Annotated in this window: 22 protein-coding genes; 8 read left to right on the forward strand and 14 right to left on the reverse strand. The window is 74.0% G+C overall.

What is annotated here, in order from left to right:
- Positions 1 to 30 precede the first annotated feature (30 nt).
- Together FGW31_RS24340 and FGW31_RS24345 are read right to left on the reverse strand one after the other, a co-directional pair.
- Positions 31 to 1416 carry an endo-1,4-beta-xylanase gene (locus FGW31_RS24340; RefSeq protein WP_142195628.1) on the reverse strand — a complete coding sequence of 462 codons (1386 nt, stop codon included), beginning with the start codon at positions 1414 to 1416 and terminating at the stop codon, positions 31 to 33.
- A gap of 204 nt (positions 1417 to 1620) precedes the next feature.
- On the reverse strand, positions 1621 to 2346 hold the full coding sequence (locus FGW31_RS24345; protein WP_142195629.1) for a TetR family transcriptional regulator: 726 nt from the start codon (positions 2344 to 2346) through the stop codon (positions 1621 to 1623).
- A gap of 205 nt (positions 2347 to 2551) precedes the next feature.
- Here FGW31_RS24345 and FGW31_RS24350 point away from each other — a divergent pair, with 205 nt between their 5' ends.
- From FGW31_RS24350 to FGW31_RS24360, 3 genes are read left to right on the forward strand one after another with little or no spacing between them, the layout of a single operon-like run.
- Positions 2552 to 4027 (forward strand): glycosyltransferase family 4 protein, encoded by a 1476-nt coding sequence (locus FGW31_RS24350; protein ID WP_142195630.1) that lies wholly within the window; start codon positions 2552 to 2554, stop codon positions 4025 to 4027.
- Positions 4021 to 4767: a class I SAM-dependent methyltransferase gene (locus tag FGW31_RS24355; protein WP_142195631.1), complete on the forward strand. Its 747-nt coding sequence runs from the start codon at positions 4021 to 4023 to the stop codon at positions 4765 to 4767. Before FGW31_RS24350 ends, FGW31_RS24355 begins: the two co-directional genes overlap by 7 nt.
- Complete coding sequence (locus tag FGW31_RS24360; protein ID WP_142195632.1) at positions 4764 to 5849, forward strand: prenyltransferase/squalene oxidase repeat-containing protein; 1086 nt, start codon at positions 4764 to 4766, stop codon at positions 5847 to 5849. Before FGW31_RS24355 ends, FGW31_RS24360 begins: the two co-directional genes overlap by 4 nt.
- Before the next feature lie 70 nt (positions 5850 to 5919).
- Here FGW31_RS24360 and FGW31_RS24365 read toward each other — a convergent pair whose 3' ends face one another.
- The 6 genes from FGW31_RS24365 to FGW31_RS24390 all read right to left on the reverse strand — a co-directional run bounded on the left by FGW31_RS24365 (position 5920) and on the right by FGW31_RS24390 (position 11335).
- Entirely contained in the window at positions 5920 to 6213 is a 294-nt protein-coding gene (locus tag FGW31_RS24365; RefSeq protein ID WP_142195633.1) for a hypothetical protein, read from the reverse strand.
- A gap of 113 nt (positions 6214 to 6326) precedes the next feature.
- On the reverse strand, positions 6327 to 7154 hold the full coding sequence (locus FGW31_RS24370) for a DUF5336 domain-containing protein (RefSeq protein ID WP_142195634.1): 828 nt from the start codon (positions 7152 to 7154) through the stop codon (positions 6327 to 6329).
- A gap of 157 nt (positions 7155 to 7311) precedes the next feature.
- Positions 7312 to 8289, reverse strand: a complete 978-nt coding sequence (locus tag FGW31_RS24375) for an N-acetylmuramoyl-L-alanine amidase (protein ID WP_142195635.1) — start codon at positions 8287 to 8289, stop codon at positions 7312 to 7314.
- Positions 8290 to 8310: 21 nt separating this feature from the next.
- On the reverse strand, positions 8311 to 8955 hold the full coding sequence (locus tag FGW31_RS24380; protein WP_370009263.1) for a class I SAM-dependent methyltransferase: 645 nt from the start codon (positions 8953 to 8955) through the stop codon (positions 8311 to 8313).
- A gap of 103 nt (positions 8956 to 9058) precedes the next feature.
- Positions 9059 to 10798, reverse strand: a complete 1740-nt coding sequence (locus FGW31_RS24385; protein ID WP_142195636.1) for an MFS transporter — start codon at positions 10796 to 10798, stop codon at positions 9059 to 9061.
- Between the two features lie 288 nt (positions 10799 to 11086).
- Entirely contained in the window at positions 11087 to 11335 is a 249-nt protein-coding gene (locus tag FGW31_RS24390; RefSeq protein ID WP_142195637.1) for a WGxxGxxG family protein, read from the reverse strand.
- A gap of 204 nt (positions 11336 to 11539) precedes the next feature.
- Between FGW31_RS24390 and FGW31_RS24395 the strand changes: the two genes are divergently transcribed.
- Both FGW31_RS24395 and FGW31_RS24400 read left to right on the forward strand, forming a co-directional pair.
- On the forward strand, positions 11540 to 12976 hold the full coding sequence (locus tag FGW31_RS24395; protein ID WP_142195638.1) for an MFS transporter: 1437 nt from the start codon (positions 11540 to 11542) through the stop codon (positions 12974 to 12976).
- Between the two features lie 132 nt (positions 12977 to 13108).
- Positions 13109 to 13966 (forward strand): MaoC/PaaZ C-terminal domain-containing protein, encoded by an 858-nt coding sequence (locus FGW31_RS24400; protein WP_142195639.1) that lies wholly within the window; start codon positions 13109 to 13111, stop codon positions 13964 to 13966.
- A gap of 354 nt (positions 13967 to 14320) precedes the next feature.
- Here the strand turns inward: FGW31_RS24400 and FGW31_RS24405 are convergent, their stop codons facing one another.
- Entirely contained in the window at positions 14321 to 15556 is a 1236-nt protein-coding gene (locus tag FGW31_RS24405; RefSeq protein ID WP_142195640.1) for a hypothetical protein, read from the reverse strand.
- 174 nt (positions 15557 to 15730) lie between these two features.
- Here FGW31_RS24405 and FGW31_RS24410 point away from each other — a divergent pair, with 174 nt between their 5' ends.
- From FGW31_RS24410 to FGW31_RS24420, 3 genes are read left to right on the forward strand one after another with little or no spacing between them, the layout of a single operon-like run.
- Positions 15731 to 16621 carry a Nif3-like dinuclear metal center hexameric protein gene (locus FGW31_RS24410; RefSeq protein WP_142195641.1) on the forward strand — a complete coding sequence of 297 codons (891 nt, stop codon included), beginning with the start codon at positions 15731 to 15733 and terminating at the stop codon, positions 16619 to 16621.
- Positions 16618 to 17361, forward strand: coding sequence for a zinc ribbon domain-containing protein (locus tag FGW31_RS24415; protein WP_142195743.1), 744 nt, complete (start codon positions 16618 to 16620; stop codon positions 17359 to 17361). Before FGW31_RS24410 ends, FGW31_RS24415 begins: the two co-directional genes overlap by 4 nt.
- Positions 17362 to 17373: 12 nt before the next feature.
- A complete protein-coding gene (locus tag FGW31_RS24420) occupies positions 17374 to 18708 on the forward strand; it encodes a bifunctional RNase H/acid phosphatase (RefSeq protein WP_142195642.1) in 1335 nt (444 codons plus the stop codon).
- Here the strand turns inward: FGW31_RS24420 and eda are convergent.
- The 5 genes from eda to FGW31_RS24445 form a co-directional block, all read right to left on the reverse strand.
- Complete coding sequence (gene eda / locus FGW31_RS24425) at positions 18683 to 19330, reverse strand: bifunctional 4-hydroxy-2-oxoglutarate aldolase/2-dehydro-3-deoxy-phosphogluconate aldolase (protein ID WP_142195643.1); 648 nt, start codon at positions 19328 to 19330, stop codon at positions 18683 to 18685. The genes FGW31_RS24420 and eda overlap by 26 nt on opposite strands.
- 75 nt (positions 19331 to 19405) lie before the next feature.
- Entirely contained in the window at positions 19406 to 20188 is a 783-nt protein-coding gene (gene yaaA / locus FGW31_RS24430) for a peroxide stress protein YaaA (RefSeq protein ID WP_142195644.1), read from the reverse strand.
- A 26-nt stretch (positions 20189 to 20214) separates the two neighbouring features.
- Positions 20215 to 20892, reverse strand: coding sequence for a TetR/AcrR family transcriptional regulator (locus FGW31_RS24435; RefSeq protein WP_142195645.1), 678 nt, complete (start codon positions 20890 to 20892; stop codon positions 20215 to 20217).
- A gap of 203 nt (positions 20893 to 21095) precedes the next feature.
- On the reverse strand, positions 21096 to 21803 hold the full coding sequence (locus tag FGW31_RS24440) for a hypothetical protein (RefSeq protein WP_411757117.1): 708 nt from the start codon (positions 21801 to 21803) through the stop codon (positions 21096 to 21098).
- The gene (locus FGW31_RS24445) at positions 21800 to 22555 is read right to left on the reverse strand and encodes a MerR family transcriptional regulator (protein ID WP_142195646.1); all 756 of its coding nucleotides are present in this window, start codon (positions 22553 to 22555) and stop codon (positions 21800 to 21802) included. The genes FGW31_RS24440 and FGW31_RS24445 overlap by 4 nt, the downstream gene beginning before the upstream one ends.
- Positions 22556 to 22596: the final 41 nt, after the last annotated feature.

Raw genomic sequence — 22596 nt, forward strand, 5'->3', positions numbered from 1 at the left:
CGGGCCGGCCGGGCCGCGTACGGTGGCGGGTCAGGCGGCCGTGCAGGCGCCGACCTGCGGCGGTGGTGCCGTGCCGCCGTTCACGGTGAAGCCGAAGCTCGTCGAGGCCCCGGCCGCCAGCGTGCCGTTCCAACCGGACTTCACCGTCATGACGTTGCCGCTGCTGTCCCAGGTGGGCGAGCCGTTCCAGACGGAGACGACCTTCTGCGGGGCGGTGAGCGTGACGTTCACGCTCCAGCTGCTGATCGGTGAATTGCCCGCCGTGATCGTCACCTTGCCGTTGTAGCCGCCGCTCCACTGCTCCGCCGTGGTGTAGGTGGCGGTGCAGCCCGCGCCGGGAGTGCCCGGACCGCCCGGCTCGGTGCTGCCGCCCAGGGCGCTCAGCACGGCGTGGTAGGCGGGCTTCTTGTTGTAGTTGTCGTCGAACAGCAGGGGCGTGCCGCTCGCCCGCCACGAGTACTTGTCCGGGATGCCCCACACCGTGATGCCGGTGCAGCGGCTCACCGCCAGGCAGGCCCGTACGACGTTGCCGTAGTCGGTGGCCTGGGCCGTGCCCGAACCCTCGATGTCCAGCTCGGTGATCTGCACGTCGACGCCGAGGTCGGCGAAGCGCTGGAGGTTCGCCCGGTAGTCGGACGGCACGGGCGAGTTGCTGTTGAAGTGCGACTGGAAGCCGACGCAGTCGATCGGCACGCCACGGGACTTGAAGTCCTTGACCATGGCGTAGACGGCATTGCTCTTCGCGTTGACGCCGTCGGTGTTGTAGTCGTTGTAGCAGAGCTTGGCGTTCGGGTCGGCCGCGCGGGCGGTGCGGAAGGCCTCCTCGATGAAGCCGTCGCCGAGCCTGTCCTGGAAGGGCGAGCTGCGCCGGGCGCCGCTGCTGCCGTCCTGGAACGCCTCGTTGACCACGTCCCAGGAGTGGATCTCACCCTTGTAGTGCGTCATGACCTGGGTGATGTGGTTGTTCATCGCCGACCGCAGGTCGGTGGCGCCGAGCCCGGAGACCCAGCTCGGCAGTTGGGAGTGCCAGACCAGGGTGTGCCCGCGGACGTCCATGCCGCGGCTCTGTGCGTGGTTCACGATCTGGTCGGCGCGGCTGAAGCTGAAGGAGCCGCGGCTCGGCTCGACCGCGTCCCACTTCATCTCGTTCTCCGGCGTCACCGAGGAGAACTCGGTGTTCAGCGTGGACACGTACGGCGCCTCGCCCAGGTGGTTCGCGGCGACGGCGGCGCCGAAGTAGCGGCCCTTCTCGGCCGCCGCCGCGCCCAGGGTGTCGGCGGCGTGCGCGGTGCCCTGGGGGAGCGCGGCGAGGGCGGTGAGGGCGAGCAGGGCGGTGGTGGCGGCGCTCGCGGCGGCGCGCAGCCGGCCGTGCGGGCGGCAACTGCCGCTCGCGGCTCTCGCTCCCGTGCTGATCATGCGCATGTCATCCCTTTTCCGGTGGGGATCCGTGGTGCGGATCGGCGGGACTGCTTGCTGAGCGGTGGATCGAAAGTTTCGGACTCGGCTCCGAATTGCTGCGGTGACGATATGAGCCAGGGGAGGGGCGGTCAACCGTTTGCGCAGGGGGAGGTGGTGATCGGACCGGTCCGGGAAGTGGCCGGGAAGGCGGCGAAAGTTTCGTCAGGAGGAGGCGGGTGCCTGCGGGGACGTCAGGTCTATGAGGCGGCACGCCGTCTCGATGTCGGCCCTCACCTGGGCGATGGAGGCCCGGCCCGAGAGCCAGGTGATCAGGGCCGCGTGCCAGGTGTGCTCGATGACGCGGACCGCCGACAACTGCTCCGGCGTGGGATCGGTGAGCCCCATGGCGTCCAGGATGATCATCGTGGTCCGGCGGGAGACCTGGTCGACCTCCGGGCTCACGCTGCGGTCCGCGAAGGTCAGCGCCCGCACCATCGCGTCGGCCAGCTGCGGCTCGCGCTGAAGCCCGCGGAACGCCCGCATCAGGGTCTCCGCGACCCGTTCGGCCGCGGTCTCACCGGCCGGCGGCTTCTTCCGCAGGGTGGCGTGCATGTGCTCCAACTGGTCCTGCATCGTGGCGACCAGCAGATGGATCTTCGACGGGAAGTAGCGGTACAGCGTGCCCAGCGCCACCTGCGAGGACTCCGCGACCTCACGCATCTGCACCGCGTCGAAGCCGCCCCGGCAGGCCAGCCGGCAGCAGGCCTGCAGGATGCGGCGCCGGCGCGCCTCCTGCCGCTCGGTGAGCGGCGAGGCCGGAGAGGTCCGTGCGGTGCCGGTGTCCGTCCTCGCCGCCCGGTGCGCCTTGGCGGCCGCCGCCGGCGCGCCGGCCGTGCCGGCTGCCGAGGCCGCCTTGGTCGCCCTGTCTCTGTTGGCTTCCGCGGGCATGGGTCCCGTCCGTGACAGTCGGTGAGGGTGGATGATCAGACAGCATGGCATGCCGTCGTCGTGGCGTGAATCACCTGATCCACTGCTCACACTGCAGCTACCTGCCGGTAGATTCGAAACCTCCGAACGATCAACTCTGAAACTTGTTCTAGATTAGCGTCCCGGCGTAATCTCGCGGGACAGTGCAGGCAGAGAGGGGCCCAGAGTGACCGCTGAGGCCAGTCAGGCCGGGCCCCCGAAGGGGCCCGCATCCGACGGCTTGCGACCGCTCCGGATCGCACTCCTCACCTATAAGGGAAACCCGTTCTGCGGCGGACAGGGCGTCTACGTACGCCACCTCTCCCGCGAACTGGCCCGCCTCGGCCACCGCGTCGAGGTCATCGGCGCCCAGCCCTACCCCGTGCTCGACGAGGGCCACGACGGGCTGAGCCTGACCGAACTGCCCAGCCTCGACCTCTACCGCCAGCCGGACCCCTTCCGCACCCCCGGGCGCGACGAGTACCGCGACTGGATCGACGCACTGGAGGTCGGCACCATGTGGACCGGCGGCTTCCCCGAGCCGCTGACGTTCTCCCTGCGCGCCCGCCGCCATCTGCGCGCCCGGCGCGGCGACTTCGACGTCGTCCACGACAACCAGACCCTCGGCTACGGCCTCCTCGGCGACCTCGGCGCCCCCCTGGTCACCACCATCCACCACCCCATCACCGTCGACCGGCGCCTGGAGCTGGACGCCGCCGAGACCTGGCAGCGGCGGTACTCGGTGCGCCGCTGGTACGCCTTCACCCGGATGCAGAAGCGCGTCGCGCGCCGCCTGCCGTCCGTGCTCACCGTCTCCGGCAGCTCCCGTCAGGAGATCGTCGACGACCTCGGCGTACGACAGGACCGGATCCACGTCGTCCACATCGGCGCCGACACCGACCTGTTCCGCCCCGACCCGTCGGTGCCCGTGGTGCCGGGCCGGATCGTCACCACCTCCAGCGCGGACGTGCCGCTCAAGGGTCTGGTCTTCCTCGTCGAGGCACTGGCGAAGGTCCGCGCCGAGCATCCCGGCGCGCACCTCGTCGTCGTCGGCAAGCGGCCCACGGACGGGCCCGTCGCCCAGGCCGTCGAGCGCTACGGCCTCGCGGACGCCGTCGAGTTCGTCAAGGGCATCTCGGACGCCGAACTCGTCGACCTGGTGCGCTCGGCGCAGGTCGCCTGCGTGCCGTCGCTCTACGAGGGCTTCTCCCTCCCGGCCGCCGAAGCCATGGCCACCGGCACCCCGCTGGTCGCCACCACCGGCGGCGCCATCCCCGAGGTCGCCGGCCGCGACGGGGAGACCTGCCTCGCCGTACCGCCCGGCGACGCCGGAGCGCTGGCCGCCGCACTCAACCGGCTGCTGGCCGACCCGGACCTGCGCGCACGGCTCTCGGCGGCCGGACGCGAGCGCGTCCTGCGGCACTTCACCTGGGCGCGCGCGGCGGAGGGCACCGTCGCCCGCTACCGCGAGGCGATCGCCCGCGCCGCCCGCCCCGGCACTCCCGCCCGCCCGGCCGCCGCGGCCCCGCACCGCGCCGCCACCCCCGACACGACCCCCGAGAAGGCCCCCGACAGGACCCTCGGGAAGACCCCCGCGGACACGCCCGCCGTGTCCGCGTCCGCCGCCGACACCTCCGACCGCGAAAGCAGGGCCACGTGCTGACCGTCGACTTCTCCCGGTTCCCGCTCGCCCCGGGCGACCGCGTCCTGGACCTCGGCTGCGGGGCCGGCCGGCACGCCTTCGAGTGCTACCGGCGCGGCGCGCAGGTCGTGGCGCTCGACCGGAACGGCGAGGAGATCCGCGAGGTCGCCCAGTGGTTCGCCGCGATGAAGGAGGCCGGGGAAGCGCCCGCGGGAGCCACCGCCACCGCCATGGAGGGCGACGCGCTCGCCCTGCCCTTCCCCGACGAGTCCTTCGACGTCGTGATCATCTCCGAGGTGATGGAGCACATCCCGGACGACAAGGGCGTCCTCGCCGAGATGGTGCGCGTGCTCAGGCCCGGCGGCCGGATCGCGATCACCGTGCCGCGCTACGGCCCGGAGAAGGTCTGCTGGACCCTCTCCGACGCCTACCACGAGGTCGAGGGCGGGCACATCCGCATCTACCGGGCGGACGAGCTGCTGGCGAAGATCCGCGAGGCGGGCCTGCGCCCCTACGGCACCCACCACGCGCACGCGCTGCACTCGCCGTACTGGTGGCTGAAGTGCGCGTTCGGCGTCGACAACGACAAGGCGCTGCCGGTGCGCGCCTACCACAAGCTGCTGGTCTGGGACATCATGAAGAAGCCGCTGGCCACCCGGGTCGCCGAGCGGGCGCTGAACCCGCTGATCGGCAAGAGCTTCGTGGCGTACGCGACCAAGCCGCACCTGCCGCGCGCCGCGACGGAGGCGGACGCCACGTGACGGCCTCCCGGACTCCCCGGACACAGCACCTGGTCCTGCCCGGGGTGCTCACCGCCGAGCAGGCCGCCGAGACCGTCGCCGGTGTGCTCTCCGTGCAACGGGAGGACGGCGCGATCCCGTGGTTCCGCGGGCACCACCTCGACCCGTGGGACCACGTCGAGGCCGCGATGGCCCTGGACGCGGCGGGCGAGCACGAGGCCGCCGAGCGGGCCTACCTCTGGCTCGCCCGGCACCAGTTGGCGGACGGCTCCTGGTACGCGGCCTACGCCGACGGCGACCCGCGCGACGTCACCGACCGGGGCCGGGAGACCAACTTCGTCGCCTACGTCGCGGTCGGCGTGTGGCACCACTACCTCGCCACCGGCGACGACACCTTCCTGGACCGCATGTGGCCCTGCGTGTACGCGGCGGTCGAGTTCGTGCTGCGGCTGCAGCAGCCCGGCGGGCAGATCGGCTGGCGGCGCGACGACGACGGCACGGCCACCGCGGACGCGCTGCTCACCGGCTCCTCCTCCGTCCACCACGCGCTGCGCTGCGCACTCGCCGTCGCCGAGCAGCGCGAAGAGCCCCAACCTGACTGGGAGTTGGCCGCGGGCGCGCTGCGGCACGCGATCCGGCACCATCCCGAGCGGTTCCTCGACAAGGACCGCTACTCGATGGACTGGTACTACCCGGTGCTCGGCGGCGCGCTGACCGGCGCCGAGGCCAAGGCCCGTATCGAGGAGGGCTGGGACCGCTTCGTCGTCCCCGGACTCGGCGTGCGCTGCGTGGTGCCCAACCCGTGGGTCACCGGCGGCGAGTCCGCCGAACTCGCCCTCGCCCTGTGGGCGATGGGCGAGTCGGACCGGGCGCTGGAGATCCTCCAGTCGATCCAGCACCTGCGCGATCCGGGGACCGGCCTGTACTGGACGGGCTACGTCTTCGACGACGACGCCGTCTGGCCCCGCGAGCTGACCACCTGGACCGCCGGCTCACTGCTGCTGGCGGTCGCCGCGCTCGGCGGCCACGAGGCCACCTGCGCGGTCTTCGGCGGCGAGCACCTGCCGCGGGGACTGGACCCGGACTGCTGCGCGCTCGTCTGAGCCGCCCCTGCCCTCGTCGCGGCCCCCGCTCCCTGCGGGCGGGGGCCGTTGTCGTGCGCCGGGGCGCGGTTCAGTGCCGGCGCAGACGGCCCGCGACGGCGTGGCCGACGAACAGGTAGACGACGGCGGCGAGTCCGTAACCGGCGACCACGCGGGCCCACGCCTCGTCGAAGGTGAACAGGTCACGCGACCAGCCGGCCAGCCAGTCGGCCGCGTCATGGACGAACCGGACCAGGTCGTTGCCCCGGTTGGCGTCCAACAGGTACATCACGATCCACAGTCCGAGGATGACGGCCATGACGTCCGCGATCACCGCGACGACCGTCCCCGCGGAACTGGAACCACTGCGATATCGAGGGGACATGCTGTCCGACTGGCCCCGAAATCCCGCTTGAAACCCGGAGCCGACCCCCGGGCGCACGACAACGGCCCCCGCCCGCGAGGGGCGAGGGCCGCGACGAGGAAGGGCCGGGGAGGTCAGCCGCGCTGGATGCCCGAGGTGTCCTGGAGGACACCGCGACGGCCGTCCTGCGTCTGCGCGACGAGCGCCTGACCGCGCTGCTCGACCGCCAGGTACCAGGTGCCGGGGGCCAGTTCGGCGATCGGGGTCGGCGAGCCGTCCTCCGGGAACAGCGGCCGCGGCACCGGCACCGCGAACCAGAACGGCGAGAAGTCGGCGGCGGGCGCCGGCGCCGGCTGGCCCTGCTGCGGCTGGCCCGGGTAGGGCTGCGCCGGCTGACCGGGCTGGCCCGGCTGCGGCTGGAACGACGCCTGCTGCGCGCCCGGGTAGCCGTAACCGCCGGGCGGCTGCGCACCGTAGGGCTGCGGGGCGGCGGGACGCGCGGCCGGGACGAGCGCGCCCTTGAGGGCGGGCACGAGCGGGGTGGCGACGGCCGCGGCGGCCATGACGAGCGTGGCGACGAGGGCCAGGATCATGCCGATGCCCGGGTCCGGGCCGTCGGAGGAACCGCCGCCGATGTTGTCGGCGCCGCCGGCCACGTCGAAGATGTTGCCGAGCGCGCTCCAGGCGGCGAACACCGTGAACGCGGCACCGAACTGGCCGAGGTCGAGCCCCGCGACCTTCGGCGCCTGCGGCAGACCGCGGGCCACGACGACGAGCGCGGCACCGATGATGCCCGCCAGCACGACTCCGAGCACGACCGGACCGCTGCCCCACAGGCTGGGCAGGTCGTAGCTGTCGGGAGCGCCGTCGACGGAGTAGAGGTCGAGGAACGACGCGATGAACAGCAACACCGCTGCTCCGATCACCACGCCGTCGCCTCGAGTGAGGGAGCGGATATTCACTTCAGGTCCTTCGTAGGTCGTCTCGTCGTCGGAAGAGGCGTCGCTGTCACCTGTCGCCCGAAGGCCCTGGTGTGAAGCGCGGGGGTGGCCCCTCATCGTAGGGACGACATTATCGTCCGGACGATCGGGCTGTCCGCCGGGATCAGCGGGCGCATCCTCACCCGCGCAGGAAACTCACGATTCCCTCGGAAATCCCTTGCGCCGCTTTCTGCCGCCAGGCGCCGCTGGTCAGCAGCGCCGCGTCCTTGCTATCGCGCATGTTGCCGCATTCGATGAACACCTTGGGAACCGTTGACAGATTGAGACCGCCCAGGTCCTCACGCGTGACGAGACCGGTGCCGCCGCCGACGTAATTGGACGGCGCACTGCCGGTGACGCGCACGAAGTTGCCCGCGATGCGCTCGCCCAGCTCACGCGAGGGGCCGACGATGGCCCGGGTGTCGGCGGCGCCGGCCCGGACCGAGCCCGGGAGGATCACGTGGAAACCGCGGTTCCCGGCGCCCGAGCCGTCCGCGTGGATCGACACCACCGCGTCGGCGTTCGCCTCGTTGCCGATCCGGGCCCGCTCGTCCACGCACGGCCCGAACGGCCGGTCGGCGTCCTGGGTCAGCTTCACCGTGGCGCCCTGCTCCCGCAGGATCGCGCGCATCCGGTGGGCGACGTCCAGGGTGAACTCGGCCTCGGCGTAACCGTCGTTGGTGGCGGTGCCGGTGGTGTCGCACTCCTTGCGGTGGGTCCCGATGTCCACCTGCCGGTTGATCTCGCCGGTGTGCCGGGCGTTGCCCGGGTTGTGTCCCGGGTCGATGACGACGACCTTGCCCTTGAGCGGCCCCGACCCGGCGGGCGCGGAGGCGGACGGGGAGGGGGCCGTCGCGGTGGGGGAGGCGGAGGGGCCGCGGTCGTCGTCGGGCGTGCCGGTCGGTGACGCGCCGCCGGGGGACGGGGTGCGCGCGGACGGGGAGCCGGTCGCGGTGGCGTGCGCGGAACCCCCGTCGTCCGCCGGCCCGCCCACCGCCGCGTACACCGCCCACCCGAGCAGCGCCCCCGGCACCAGCGCCGCCAGCGCCACGGTCAGGGGCCCGCGCCGGGACCGTCGGGGCTGGGGCGGATCGAAGTCGGGACCTGTGTACGACACGTCAGTCACCCTAACGGTGGCTCAGACGCCCGCGCCCGTCCTGCGCAGGACGCGCAGGGAGCCGGTGGCCGAGACCTCCGTGAACGCGCCGGAGGCCAGGGCCCGCAGGTACACCCGGTACGGGGCCTGGCCGGTGAACTCGTCGGCCGGGTCGGGGAAGACGTCGTGGATGACGAGGAGGCCGCCGTCGGCGACGTGCGGGGCCCAGCCCTCGTAGTCGGCGCTCGCGTGCTCGTCGGTGTGGCCGCCGTCGACGAAGACCAGCGCCAGCGGCGTGTTCCACACGGCGGCGACCTGCGGGGAGCGGCCGACCAGGGCCACCACGTGGTCCTCCAGGCCGGCCCGGTGCAGGGTGCGGCGGAAGGTGGGCAGGGTGTCCATCACGCCCAGCTCGGCATCGACCGTCTCCGGGTCGTGGTACTCCCAGCCGGGCTGCTGCTCCTCGCTGCCGCGGTGGTGGTCCACGGTGAGCGCGGTGACGCCGGCCGCGCGGGCCGCGCCGGCCAGCAGGATCGTGGAACGCCCGCAGTAGGTGCCGACCTCCAGCAGCGGCAGGCCCAGCCGGGCCGCCTCGGCGGCCGCCGCGTACAGGGCCAGGCCCTCGTCGGCCGGCATGAAGCCCTTCGCCGCCTCGAACGCGGCCAGGACCGCGGGCTCGGGCGTCATCGGCAGGGGGCGGGCCTCTGGTGGGGGCGTCGGTGTGTGCACGGCCCCATGCTGCCGTACCCCCGGTCCGGCCGCCGACCGGGGGTACCGCCGGGTAACAAGGTCAGGCGGAGACCGTCTCGCCCGGCAGGGAGAGGTCCAGGTCGACGGGGCGCTCGTCGCCGGTGTGGGTCGCCGGGGCGGCGAGCGGGGCGTGACCGGCGGCGCGGGCGGCCAGGACGTACGGGCCCCGCGCGGGCACCGCGACGGCGTAGCTGCCGTCCTCGGCGGAGACGGCGGCGCCCGCCCGGCGGCCGTGCCGGTCGATCAGGGTGACCTTGGCGCGGGGGACGGGGACTCCGGCCGCGTCGAGGACCCGGCCGCGGAAGCCGCGCAGAACGGCCCCGGCGCGCTCCAGGTTCGCGTCCTCCTCGCTGCTCGCCCGCAGCTGCGGACGGGCCGACGGGCGGCCGCCGGGCAGGAACAGGGCCAGCGCCAGACCCACGGCCACCGCCGCCGTCGCGATCAGGAAGGAGAGCCGGAAGCCGTGCAGGGTCGGCACCGCGACGCCGCCGACGGTGTCCGCCGTGTTCGCCAGCACCATGCCGATGACCGCGCTCGACACGGAGGTGCCGATGGAGCGCATCAGCGTGTTCAGGCCGTTCGCCGCGCCCGTCTCGGACGCCGGGACCGCGCCGATGATCAGCGCGGGCAGGGAGGAGTAGGCGAGGCCGATGCCCGCGCCGAGGACCACCGAGGTGACGACGGTCTGCCAGGCGGCGTCCATCAGGCCGAGTCCGCCGCCGTAGCCGGCCGCGATGACCAGCAGGCCGAGGATGAGGGTGCTCTTCGGGCCGTACCGGGCGGACAGCCGCGCGTACACCGGGGCGGTGAACATCATGGTCAGGCCCAGCGGGGCCACGCACAGGCCGGCGACGACCATCGACTGGCCGAGCCCGTAGCCGGTGGAGGCGGGCAGCTGGAGCAGCTGCGGCAGGACCAGGGAGACGACGAAGAAGGAGACACCGACCATGATCGACGCGAGGTTGGTGAGCAGCACCTCGCGGCGGGCGGTGGTGCGCAGGTCGACCAGGGGCGCGGACACGCGCAGCTCCATCAGGCCCCACAGCAGCAGGACCACGGCCGCGGCGCCGAACAGGGCCAGTGTGGTGCCGGAGGTCCAGCCCCAGTCGCTGCCCTTGGAGACGGGGAGCAGGAACAGCACCAGGCCGGCGGAGAGGCCGAGCGCGCCCGGCAGGTCGAAGCCGCCGCCGGCGCGGGCCGGGGACTCCGGGACGACGAGCAGGGTGAGCGCGATGGCGAGGACACCGAGCGCGGCGGCGCCGAAGTAGAGGGCGTGCCAGTCGGAGTGCTGGGCGACCAGCGCGGCGGCGGGCAGCGCGAGACCGCCGCCGACGCCTATGGAGGAGCTCATCAGCGCCATCGCGGAACCCAGCCGCTCGGGCGGCAGCATGTCGCGCATCAGGCCGATGCCGAGCGGGATGGCGCCCATCGCGAAGCCCTGGAGCGTCCGGCCGGCGATCATCAGCAGCAGGTCGCTGGTGAACGCGCTGACCAGCGCGCCGACCACCATCACCGCGAGGCTGGTGACCAGCATGCGCCGCTTGCCGTACAGGTCGCCGAGGCGGCCCATGATCGGGGTGGCCACGGCGCCGGACAGCAGCGTGGAGGTCAGGACCCAGGTGGCGTCGGCGGGGGCCGTGTCGAGCAGTTGCGGCAGGTCCTTGATGACCGGGACGAGCAGGGTCTGCATCACCGCGACAACGATGCCCGCGAAGGCGAGCACCGGGACCACGGCCCCGCTCGCTCTGCCGGAGGGACGGTCGGTCGTCGTCTGCGTCATGAAGGGTGCCTCCAGGGGCCGGCCGGTGTGGCGAAGGGATACGTGGAGACCGAACCCCGTACACCGAGGCAACTATTCCGATGCTTCGGCACACTAACGAATTTTTGACCGTTCCTTGGTCCTCACCGTTGAGCGGCGGCGGGCGGCGGGCGGCAGGCGGCAGGCGTCGCGGCGGGCGGGCGGCACGCGGCAGGGCGTGGCAGGCGTCGCGGTGTCATGCGTCCCGGCGTGACCGGACCCGCCCGCTCCCCTTCGGCGGGGGCGGGCGGGTCCGGGCGGTGCGGCGGGTCACACGCGCGTGCTGCCGCTCTGGTCGCGGTGCTGCTTGTTCCTGCGGGGGATCAGTCCGGCCAGGCCCAGCAGGCCCAGCAGGCCCCACAGCCCGGCGTTGCCGCCGTCGTCGTCATCGTCCTGCGCCTGGACGACCGTGGCGGTGGTCTGCTGGGCCGGCTGCTCGGCCTGCTGTGCGAAGGCCGCGCCGGCCGGAGCGACGGCCAGGACGATACCGATGGCGACGGTGCCTATGAACTTGCGCATTGCTGTCTCCCTGTGGTCTCAGCAGTCGCTTTCGTACCGTCCGTAGTGCCCCGTTCCTCCAATAGCAGGCACGAATGTGCGGAAAGTAGAGATTTTTTGGTTGATTCTGCAACGGTGAGGGTGGCGGAAACGGTCGCCTCACCGTCGGCCGGAGCGGCGCCGGGCGCGAAATGACGGTGCGCGGAAAGCGGGGCGGCTGAGACCATGACGGGCATGCTCGAAGCCACCGACACCCCACGCATGTCCGGCCGTACCACCGAGCCCGCCCCGTGGGTGGTGGTGGCGCTCGCCTGCGCCGGGCAGTTCCTCGTCGTCCTCGACGTCTCGGTGGTGAACGTCGCGCTGCCGTCCGTGCGCACCGGCCTCGGGCTCGGCGAGCAGGGGCTGCAGTGGGTGGTGAACGCGTACTCCATCGCCTTCGCCGGATTCATGCTGCTCGGCGGGCGGGCCGGTGACCTCTTCGGGCGCAAGCGCATGTTCCTCGTCGGACTCGGCCTGTTCACGCTGGCCTCGCTGGCCGGCGGGCTCGCCCAGGAGAGCTGGCAGCTGCTGCTGGCACGGGCGGTGCAGGGACTCGGCGCGGCCGTGCTGGCGCCCTCCACGCTCACCATCGTCACCTCCGCGGTGCCGGAGGGCGCGGCCCGCACCCGGGCCATCGCGACCTGGACGGCCGTCGGCGCGGGCGGCGGCGCGGCCGGCGGGTTCGTCGGCGGGGTGCTGGTGGACCTGCTGTCGTGGCGGTGGGTGCTGCTGATCAACGTGCCGGTCGGCGCGATCGTCCTGGCCGGCGCCGCCCGGTGGCTGGCGGAGAGCCGCGCCGGGGACGGGCGGCGGCTGGACCTGCCGGGCGCGGTGCTGGTGACCGCCGGACTCGCCACCCTCGCCTACGGCATCTCGCAGACCGAGGCCGAGGGCTGGGCGGCGACGGCCACCCTGGTGCCGCTGTGCGCCGGGCTCGCCCTCATCGCCCTGTTCCTCCTCGCCGAGGCGCGGGCCAAGGCCCCGCTGATGCCGCTCGCACTGCTGCGGCTGCGCTCCGTGGCGTCGGCGAACGTGGCCATGTTCCTCAGCGGGTCCGCGATGTTCTGCATGTGGTTCTTCATGACCCTGTACGCGCAGAACGTGCTCGGCTACACCCCGCTGGAGGCGGGCCTGGCGCTGGTGCCGAGCTCGCTCGCCGTGATCCTCGGCTCCAAGCTCGCGCCCCGGCTGATGCGCACGGCCGGCCCGCGCGCCGTGGCCGTGGCCGGCACCCTGGTCGCCACGGCCGGCTTCGCCTGGCAGTCGACGATGACCGTGGACGGCGCGTACCTGACCGCGATCATGATCCCCGGCGTCCTGATGATGCTGGGCGCGGGCCTGGCCGGCACCCCGCTCGCCGCACTGGCCACCTCCGGCACGGCACCGGAGGAGGCCGGCCTGGTCTCCGGCCTGGTCAACACCTCCCGCACGATGGGCGGTTCCCTCGGCCTCGCCGTCATGTCGACCATCGCGGCCGCCCACACGGCGGGCGCCGCCCGCACCCCGCAGACGCTGACGGAGGGCTACGCGGTGGCGTTCGGCACCGGTGCGGCGGTGCTGGCCGCCGGGGCGGTGCTGATGTGGGTGTGGCTGCCGCGGCGGTCGGCGACCGCGCACTGAGCCGCCCCGGCTGACATCCGCCGGGCGGGCGGCGACCGCGCACTGAGCCGCCCCGGCTGACATCCGCCGGGCGGGCGGGCTATACCGGACGTGCCGCACCTTCCCGCGGCCCTCCCGGCGATCAGGAGTCACATGCCCATCGACCCGGCCGAGGCGCTCGCCGCGGCCCCCAGGACCGGCGAGATCTCCTGGACCGCCGGGGACGTCCTGCTCTACCACCTCGGCATCGGCGCGGGCCGGCCCGCCACCGACCCGGCCGAACTGCGCTACACGCTGGAGTCCCGGCTGCACGTCCTGCCGAGCTTCGCCACCGTCGCCGGCGGCGGACCGCCCGGCGTGACCGACGCGCTGTCCGTGCCGGGCGTCGACGTGGACCTGGCCCGCGTCCTGCACGGCGGACAGTCGCTCACCGTGCACCGCCCGCTGCCCGCCGAAGGCACCGCCACCACCACCGGCCGCATCACCGCCGTGTACGACAGGGGCGACGCGGCCGTCCTGGTCATGCGCACCGAGGCCGCAGACGCCGACGGGCCGCTGTGGACCGGCGAGGCCCGCGTCCACGTCCGCGGCGAGGGCGGCTGGGGAGGCGAGCGCGGCCCGTCCGCGCGGCGCGAGGCGCCCGCCGGGGAGCCGGACCGGACCGTGGAGCGGGCCGTACGGGAGGACCAGGCGCTGCTCTACCGCCTCACCGGCGACCTGAACCCGCTGCACGCCGACCCCGGCTTCGCCGCGCGCGCCGGTTTCGAACGGCCCGTCCTGCACGGGCTGTGCACCTACGGCATGACGCTCAAGGCGGTCGTCGACACCCTGCTCGACGGCGACGTCACCCGCGTCCGCTCCTACGGCACCCGGTTCGTGTCAGTCGTGTACCCGGGCGAGACGCTGCGGATCCGGATGTGGCGCGGGGACGGCGAGGTGCGGGCGGTGGTGAGCGCCGTGGACCGCCAGGACACCACCGTGCTCGCCGGCACCACCGTCCGGCACGTCTGACCGGCAGGCGCACCGGAGCCGTGGACGACGAAGGCCCCGCCCGTCGTGCGACGGGCGGGGCCGGATGCCGAGCGGTGCCTGACGGTGCGTCAGGCGGCCGACTCCGCGTGTTCGTTGTCCTGGGCCGGCCGGCGGTGGCGGCCACGCGGGGACGTTTCGGCGCCCTGCGTGGAGACCGGACCGCGATGCCTGCCGTGTCCGGCAGCGACCTGCCCGTCCTGAGCGGACTGCGGCTCGTTCGTGCTGACGTCGTTCATCGGAAGGAATTCACCCCGTAAACATGATCTTTCCTACAGCCGGGCGAGTCTAACCGGCACACCACGGGCCGAATCCAGACGGCCACGCCAACCGCCACTAGTTCGTTACAAGCCGTCCCAAAGGCGCCTGCTGCAAGGGCACAGGACGGGCGGCGGACGGGGATCCGGAGGCGTCCGAGGCCTCCGGGCCGGCCGGCGGCGGCGGTCCGTCGGGGGTCACCGCACCAGCCGGATGCGGCAGTTCGGCGGCGTCCGGCGCCTCCGGAAGGTCCACCGGCACATGGACGTCCAGCCCTTCCGGCCGGCGCTCCTGCCCCGGCGCCCGCAGCGTGGCCACACCGCACGGCACCGCCCGGGTGGCGTACGGCAGCCTCAGCACACCGTCCGCCGTCCACACCCCGCACCCCGTCAACCACCCCTCCGGCGCCGGGAAGTGGTGGACCTTCCGCTGCGCCGGCCGCCACACCCCGACCCAGCTGCCCAGCGCCCCGTCGATGCGCAGCGCCACCGCGCAGCCCTCCGGCGTCAGCATCTGCCCCGGCTGGATCGCGAACGGCGTGACCGTGCAGTCCGCCGGCCGCAGACTGTCCGGGAAACGCACCGGCAGCGTGCTGCCCAGCACCCCCCAGCCCAGCCGCTCCCGGCCCGGCGAGGGCGCGTCCGAGCGGATCAGCAGCAGCCCGCTGTCCGGGTCGGCGAGCAGCAGCCGGTCGTCGCTGTCGGCGGCGATCTGCAGCAGCGGCGACATCTCCCCGCCGCACTCCAGGTCCACCACGACCGTCTTGGTGCGCCCGCCGGTCTCCCGGTCCAGGGCCAGCATCCGCCCGCCGCGGTCCAGCCACACCCCGCCCGAGCAGCGGCCGGGCACCTCGGCGACCGACTCCGGCCCGAAAGCGCCGCCCGCCACCCGCCACACCGTCGACGACCGGGCGCCCACGGCCAGCACGTACGCCCGCTCCCCGTCCGGGGCCGGCGGCAGCAGCCGCACCCGGGCGTCCGGGCCCGGGCGCACGACCGTGCCCAGCGGCAGTTCACCGGTGCCGGGGCCGGTCGGGTACAGCAGGGAGAAGGCGTGCCGCCCGCCCACCCGCCGGTGGATGAGCACCCGCCCGTCGCTCAGGGGCTGCACCTCGGTGCCGGGCTCCTCGGGCTGGTTGCCGGGCAGCGGCACCGCGTACGGCTCGGGGCCGTCCAGGGTCCAGCGCTCGGGGAAGAAGGAGTCGCCGGACAGGGCGAGGCGGGCGGCGTAGCAGCCGTCCGCGGTGATGGTGCAGCCCGCCCGTCCGGCTCCGTCCTCGTGGCCGGCCGCAGGTTCGATGGCACAGACCGTCATCGTTCGGTCACCTCCGGTGACGAACGGTAGTTTTCGTGTGCACGGGCGGCGGACCGGCGGGCCTCCACTTCACACGTAAGGGTGCTCCAGGAACGATTCGCCTGAGGTGCGGCCCGACGGTGTGCTCCAGGGAGCCGGTACGTCCGCGCGGGACGGACAGGTAGCCTTGCAGACGTGCCCCGTCTGTCTGAAGTCATCGCCGCCCTGGACGAACTGTGGCCCGCCGAGCGGGCCGAGTCCTGGGACGCGGTCGGTACCGTCGTGGGCGATCCCGACCAGGAGGTCACGCGCGTCCTGTTCGCCGTCGACCCGGTCCAGGAGATCGTCGACGAGGCGGTGGAACTGGACGCCGACCTGCTCGTCACCCACCACCCGCTCTACCTGCGCGGGACCACCACGGTCGCGGCCTCCACCTTCAAGGGCCGGGTCGTGCACACGCTCATCAAGAACGACATCGCGCTGCACGTCGCCCACACCAACGCCGACACCGCCGACCCGGGAGTCTCCGACGCCCTCGCCGGCGCCCTGGACCTCAGGGTCGTACGGCCCCTGGTCCCGGACCCCACCGACCCCGAGGGCCGCCGCGGCCTCGGCCGCGTGTGCGAGCTCGACCACCCGCTGACCGTCCGCGAACTCGCCGAGCGCGCCGCCGCACGCCTGCCCGCCACCGCGCAGGGCGTCCGCGTCGCCGGCGACCCCGACGCGCCGGTGCGCACGGTCGCCGTCAGCGGCGGCTCCGGCGACAGCCTCTTCGACCACGTCCGGGCCGCCGGGGTGGACGCCTTCCTCACCGCGGACCTGCGCCACCACCCCGTGTCGGAGGCCCGCGCCCACAGTCCCCTCGCGCTGCTCGACGCGGCGCACTGGGCCACCGAGTGGCCCTGGTGCGAGCTGGCCGCAGCCCAGCTCGACGAGGTCTCCGACCGTCACGGATGGGGCCTTCGGGTCCACGTCTCGAAGACGGTCACCGACCCCTGGACCGCCCACGCGGCGTCCGTCACCACCCGCCCGGGGAGCGCGTCGCGCGTCCCCGACCCCTCCGACACCTCTGGAGCCCCCAACTGAACGCCGCGCCCGCCGACCAGATCAGACTCCTCGACGTCCAGGACCTCGACGTCCGCCTCCAGCAGCTCGCGCACAAGCGGAGGTCGCTGCCCGAGCACGCCGAGATCGAGTCGCTGAGCCGGGACCTGACCCAGCTGCGCGACCTGCTCGTCGCCGCGCAGACCGAGGAGAGCGACTGCGCCCGCGAGCAGACCAAGGCCGAGCAGGACGTCGACCAGGTGCGCCAGCGCGCCGCCCGCGACCAGAAGCGCCTCGACTCCGGCGCCGTCTCCTCGCCCAAGGACCTGGAGAACCTCCAGCGCGAGATCACCTCGCTCGCCAAGCGGCAGGGCGACCTCGAGGACGTCGTCCTGGAGGTCATGGAGCGCCGTGAGTCCGCGCAGGAGCGGGTCGCCGAACTGACCGAGCGGGTCGGCTCGGTGCAGGGCCGGATCGACGACGCGACCGCCCGCCGGGACGCCGCCGTCGAGGAGATCGACGGCGAGGCCGCCTCGGTGACCAAGGAGCGCGAGGTCGTCGCCGCCTCCGTGCCCGGCCCGCTGCTGGCGCTGTACGAGAAGCTGCGCGAGCAGCAGGGCGGCATCGGCGCGGCGAAGCTGTACGCCCGTACCTGCCAGGGCTGCCGTCAGGAGCTCGCCATCACCGAGCTGAACGAGATCCGCGCCGCCGCCCCCGACACGGTGGTGCGCTGCGAGAACTGCCGCCGCATCCTGGTGCGCACGTCCGAGTCGGGGCTGTAGGGGTCAGGGACGGTGCGGGAGTTCATCGTCGAGGCGGACGGCGGGTCGCGGGGCAACCCGGGGCCCGCGGGCTACGGGGCCGTGGTGAGCGACGCGGCCACCGGTCAGACGCTGGCGGAGGCGGCCGAGTTCATCGGCGTCGCCACCAACAACGTCGCCGAGTACCGGGGCCTGCTGGCCGGCCTGCGCGCCGCCCACGCACTGGACCCGCAGGCCGCCGTCCACGTCCGGATGGACTCCAAGCTCGTCATCGAGCAGATGACGGGCCGCTGGAAGATCAAGCACCCGGCGATGAAGCCGCTCGCGGCGGAGGCGGCACGGGTGTTCCCGCCGGGCCGGGTGACGTACGAGTGGATCCCGCGCGAGCGGAACAAGCACGCGGACCGGCTGGCCAACGAGGCGATGGACGCGGGCAAACGGGGCGAGCAGTGGTCGCCCTCGGCCTCCACGGCCGCCCTGGACACCCCGTCCGGCCCGGCCGCCGCGGCCGCCGACGTCCCCGAGCCCTCGGGTCCGCCCGGGGATGCGACGGCGGGCGCGGCGCGTGTCCGCGCGGCACTGGCGTCCGCGGCGGCGGACGCGTCAGGGGCCACGTCCGGGGACACCGGCGCCGACGCGGGCGCGCGGGCGGGGACGAACACGGAGGCGGCGGCCGCCGATGCCGACGCGCGGGCCGCGCGCGCCGTGGCCACGCCCCGAGCCGGTTGGGGACCCGCCGACATGGGGCCGCCGGCCACGTTCGTGCTGCTGCGGCACGGTGAGACGCCGCTGACCCCGCAGAAGCGCTTCTCGGGCAGCGGAGGCAGCGACCCCTCGCTCTCCGAGGTCGGCCGGGAACAGGCCGAGCGGGCCGCCGCCGTGCTCGCCCGGCGCGGCACCGTGCAGGCGATCGTCACCTCGCCGCTCGCCCGCACCCGCGAGACCGCCGGCATCATCGCCGCCCGCCTCGGGCTCGACGTGAGCGTGGAGGACGGGCTGCGCGAGACCGACTTCGGCGCCTGGGAGGGCCTGACCTTCGGCGAGGTCGGCGAACGCCACCCCGACGACCTGAGCGCCTGGCTGTCCTCCCCGGACGCCGAACCCACCGGCGGCGGCGAGAGCTTCGCCGCCACCGCCACCCGCGTCGCCGCCACCCGGGACAAGCTGATCGCCGCGTACGCCGGCCGCACGGTACTGCTCGTCACCCACGTGACACCGATCAAGACCCTGGTCCGGCTCGCCCTGGGCGCCCCGCCCGAGGCCCTGTTCCGCATGGAACTGTCGGCGGCCTCCCTGTCCGCGGTCGCCTACTACGCCGACGGCAACGCCAGCGTCCGGCTGTTCAACGACACCTCGCACCTGCGCTGAGCCCGGCGGCCGCACGCGCCAGCCGCTCGACCCGGTCCCAGTCCCGCGCGGCCACGGCGTCCGCCGGGAGCATCCAACTGCCGCCCACACAGCCCACGTTGGGCAGGGCCAGATAGTCCGGCGCGGAGTCCGGGCCGATCCCGCCGGTCGGGCAGAAACGGGCCTGCGGCAGCGGCCCGGCCAGCGACTTCAGATACGCGGTGCCGCCCGCGGCCTGCGCCGGGAAGAACTTCATCTCCCGCACCCCGCGCTCAAGGAGCGCCACCACCTCCGAGGTGGTCGACACCCCCGGCAGGAACGGCAGCCCGGACGCCCGCATCGCCTCCAGCAGCGTGTCCGTCCACCCCGGGCTGACCAGGAACCGCGCTCCGGCGTCCACCGCCTCGGCCACCTGGCCGGGCGTGATCACCGTGCCGGCGCCGACCACGGCCCCGGGCACCTCACCGGCGATCGCGCGGATCGCGTCCGGGGCGGCCGGGGTGCGCAGGGTCACCTCGATCGCGGGCAGGCCCCCGGCCACCAGCGCACGCGCCAGCGGTACGGCGTCGGCGGCGTCCTCGACGACGACGACGGGCACGACGGGAGCGAGATCGAGGACCGAGGAGGGCAGGGGAGAGCTCATGGCGTCATCCTGCCCGCAGTCGTGCACCCTGCGCAAAGCCCGTTGCGCACGCTGCAATACGACGGACAGTGTGCGTCAGTGGACCTCGGTCACCAGCACGTCCAGCGCCCACGCCGTACCCGCCCGGGCCGGTGCCGCCGCCTCCACCTCGTATCCGAGGTCCCGCAGCGCCACCACCAGCTCCGCCGGGTCCTTCGGCGCGGCCCGGGCCGTCAGCAGACTCCGTACGATCCGCCCCTTGGTCGCCTTGTTGAAGTGGCTGACCACCTTCCGGGTCGGCGCGTGCAGCACGCGCACCGTCGCGGTCCGGCCGGCCACCTCGCCCTTCGGCCTCCAGGCCGCCGCGTACGCCGCCGACCGCAGGTCCAGGACCAGCCCCTGCCCCGCCGCCTCCGGCAGTACCTCCGCCATCGGCGCGCGCCAGTGCCCGCTCAGCGCGCCCAGCCCGGGCAGCTTCACGCCCATCGAGCAGCGGTAGGAGGGGATCCGGTCGGTGACGCGGACGGCGCCCCACAACCCGGAGAAGACCAGCAGGGACCTGGCGGCCCGCCGCTTGGCCGCCGCGTCGAGCGAGGCCAGGTCCAGGGCGTCGTACAGCACCCCGGTGTAGATCTCACCGGCGGGCCGCGCGCCGGCCGTCCGCAGCCCGGCGTTCTTCGCGACCTCGCCGCGCAGTCCCTCGCTGAGCCCGAGCACCTCGCGCGCCTTCTCCTCGTCGCCGGCGCACAGGTCCACCAGCTCCGCGAGGACGGCCTCCCGCGCCGCCGCCAGCCCCGGCAGCGACAGCGACTCGGGCTTCAGCGGGGCACCGCGGCCGGAAGCGGCCTTGCCTTCGGACGGCGGCAGCAGGACAAGCACACGTACTCCTTCGGTAGAGCTCCGAGTCAGGGTACGGCGTGGGTCAGCCGGTCCAGTTCGGCGCCGTAGAGCACGGCCGGGTCGAAGCCCATGCCCGTGAAGTGGCCCGCCAGCTCCAGGGACAGCACGCCGTGCAGGCGGGTCCAGAAGGACAGCGCACGGCCGAGTGCGGCCGGGCCGGCGGGATGATCGCCCGCCCACGCGCGGTGCGCCGCGAGGTGCGCCTCCAGCGCACCGCCTGCACCGTCGGTGCCGCCGGTGCCGTCCGCGTCGTCGTCGGTGAGCCGGGCGGCGTCGAGGAGGGTCGCCATGATCTCCCGCGCGATCCCGGTGACGTCGTCGGGAGCGTGGTAGCCGGGGACGGGCGTGCCGTAGACGAGGAAGTACCGCTGCGGGTCGGCGAGCGCCCAGGCGCGCAGCGCGGCCCCCAGCCCGGCCAGGTCCGCGCCGCCGGCCGCGGCGGCGCGCACGGCGTCGGCGAGGCCGCGGTAGGCGTCCCGGATCAGCTCGGTGATCAGGTCGTCCCGGCCGGCGAAGTAGCGGTAGAGCGCCGGACCGCTCAGGCCCATCTGCTTGGCGATGGCGTTCAGCGACAGCCCGGGCGCCCCCGACGTGGCGATCTGCTCCCAGGCGCGCTCCTTGATCTCCGCGCGCACCTGGTTCCGGTACCGCTCGCGGGGCGTGCGCCCGTCCTTGTCCGCCACCTGTCGTGCCCCTTCCGCCGCCGTCCGGCCGTCCGGACGGTCCGGTGAGAAGTTATCACCGGTGGGAAAGGGTGCAGCGGGGTCGGAGGGGAAGGGTGCAGCGAGGTCGGAAGGGAAGGGTGCAGCGGGGTCGGAGGGGAGGGGTGCCGTGGGGCCGGAGGGAAGAGGGGCAACGAGGCCGTAGGAACAGGGCCCGACGAGCCTCATGCCCGACCCGCCCGCTCGGCCCTCTCCGTCCCTTCCGCCCGCTCGGCCCTCTCCGTCCCTTCCGCCCGCTCAGCCCTCTCCGTTCCCTCGGTCCCCTCGGTTCCCTCCGCCCGCGCTCCCCGCGCCGTCCGCTCCGCGGCGAGCGCGCGGACCAGCCCGTCGGAGTCGTCCGCGTGGAAGCGGACCACCCGCACCGCACGGTGGCGGCCCAGGAACGTGACGTGGGTGACCGGCTCGGTGAGCTCCACCGTGACGGTCGTCTGCGAGCCCACGGCCACGTCCAGCTCACCCTCGGCCCCCTCGTGCGTCGTCCGCAGCTCCCGCCGCACCGAGGCGATCCGCTCCAGCGGAATCCGCAGGTCCACGTGGACGGCCCGGCGCACCCGCAGCACACCGCCGCCCAGCACGTGCGGACGCACCACGGACGCCGCGTGCAGCCCGACGACGAACACCACCGTGTACACGTCCAGGACGAGCACCACCGCGTGCACCACCGGCCAGTCCGCCAGCAGCACCGACATCGCCACCGTCTCGACCGCGCACACGAACGCGAACCCGAACATCACGGCCCCCTGCCCGCCCGCGTACCCGAACGCCCGCCCGCCGCCGGTGCCGTGGGTGCGCCGCGCCAGCCACAGCCACAAGCTCGCCATCAGCCGCAGCTCGTGCCGCACCAGGGCCCTGGCCACCCGCAGCCCGGTCATGACCGTTCCTCCGCGACGATCCGCAGCGCCCGGCGGATCGCCTCCGCCTGGGCCGGGGCGAAATCGGCGTAGAAGGCGCGCACGAAGGCGTCGTCCGCCGTCACGTCCGAGCCCTCCGGAACCAGGTCGGCCGGCACGCACGCGGCGAGCGCCCGGGCGGCCTCCTCGACCCGCGGGTCGTCCGGCCCGACCTCGGCGAGCGAGTCCAGCAGCCGGTAGAGCGCCAACGCCCGCTCCGCCCCGCCCGGCGCGCCCAGCGCGCCGCTGAGCAGCGCCGTCAGCCGCTCCCGTTCCTCCGGAGGCGCGGCGGTCTCGATGAGCGCCAGCAGCTCGCGGTCCTTCGCGGCCATCGGGGAGTCGGTGACGTTCCCCATCTGCCGGAACACGGCGGCCAGTTCGGCCGACACCGGCCCCTCGGCGGGCGGCGCGCCGTCCGACTCCAGCAGCGTCCGCAGCCGTGCCCGCCGGTCCCGGATCGCGGCCTCCTGCCGCGCCAGGTCCTCGTCCAGCTCCGTCAGCACCTCGACGAGGTCCTTGCCGGCGTCGTCCGCGAGCACGTCCCGCACCTCGGCGAGCCCCAGCCCCAGCTCGGTCAGCCGCCTGACCCGCGCGAGGACGACGGCGTGCCGCAGGGTGTAGTCCCGGTACCCGTTGCCCAGCCGTTCCGGCTCCGGCAACAGCCCGAGCTGGTGGTAGTGGCGCACGGTCCGCGTGGTGACGCCGACGACGGCGGCGAGTTCTCCGATCCGCATAGGACCAGTAGAAACGTTGACGTTGCGGCAGGGTCAAGCCA

It is taken from the genome of Streptomyces calvus (assembly GCF_006782915.1).
Classification (GTDB): Bacteria; Actinomycetota; Actinomycetes; order Streptomycetales; family Streptomycetaceae; genus Streptomyces; species Streptomyces calvus.

What these genes read in the sequence shown, in the direction of transcription:
- FGW31_RS24340 (WP_142195628.1), bottom strand. Translation starts at nt 1,416, where the DNA reads ATGATCAGCACGGGAGCGAGAGCCGCGAGCGGCAGTTGCCGCCCGCAC.
- FGW31_RS24345 (WP_142195629.1), bottom strand. Translation starts at nt 2,346, where the DNA reads ATGCCCGCGGAAGCCAACAGAGACAGGGCGACCAAGGCGGCCTCGGCA.
- FGW31_RS24365 (WP_142195633.1), bottom strand. Translation starts at nt 6,213, where the DNA reads ATGTCCCCTCGATATCGCAGTGGTTCCAGTTCCGCGGGGACGGTCGTC.
- FGW31_RS24380 (WP_370009263.1), bottom strand. Translation starts at nt 8,955, where the DNA reads ATGACGCCCGAGCCCGCGGTCCTGGCCGCGTTCGAGGCGGCGAAGGGC.
- FGW31_RS24385 (WP_142195636.1), bottom strand. Translation starts at nt 10,798, where the DNA reads ATGACGCAGACGACGACCGACCGTCCCTCCGGCAGAGCGAGCGGGGCC.
- FGW31_RS24390 (WP_142195637.1), bottom strand. Translation starts at nt 11,335, where the DNA reads ATGCGCAAGTTCATAGGCACCGTCGCCATCGGTATCGTCCTGGCCGTC.
- FGW31_RS24395 (WP_142195638.1), top strand. Translation starts at nt 11,540, where the DNA reads ATGACGGGCATGCTCGAAGCCACCGACACCCCACGCATGTCCGGCCGT.
- FGW31_RS24400 (WP_142195639.1), top strand. Translation starts at nt 13,109, where the DNA reads ATGCCCATCGACCCGGCCGAGGCGCTCGCCGCGGCCCCCAGGACCGGC.
- FGW31_RS24405 (WP_142195640.1), bottom strand. Translation starts at nt 15,556, where the DNA reads ATGACGGTCTGTGCCATCGAACCTGCGGCCGGCCACGAGGACGGAGCC.
- eda (WP_142195643.1), bottom strand. Translation starts at nt 19,330, where the DNA reads ATGAGCTCTCCCCTGCCCTCCTCGGTCCTCGATCTCGCTCCCGTCGTG.
- FGW31_RS24440 (WP_411757117.1), bottom strand. Translation starts at nt 21,803, where the DNA reads ATGACCGGGCTGCGGGTGGCCAGGGCCCTGGTGCGGCACGAGCTGCGG.
- FGW31_RS24445 (WP_142195646.1), bottom strand. Translation starts at nt 22,555, where the DNA reads ATGCGGATCGGAGAACTCGCCGCCGTCGTCGGCGTCACCACGCGGACC.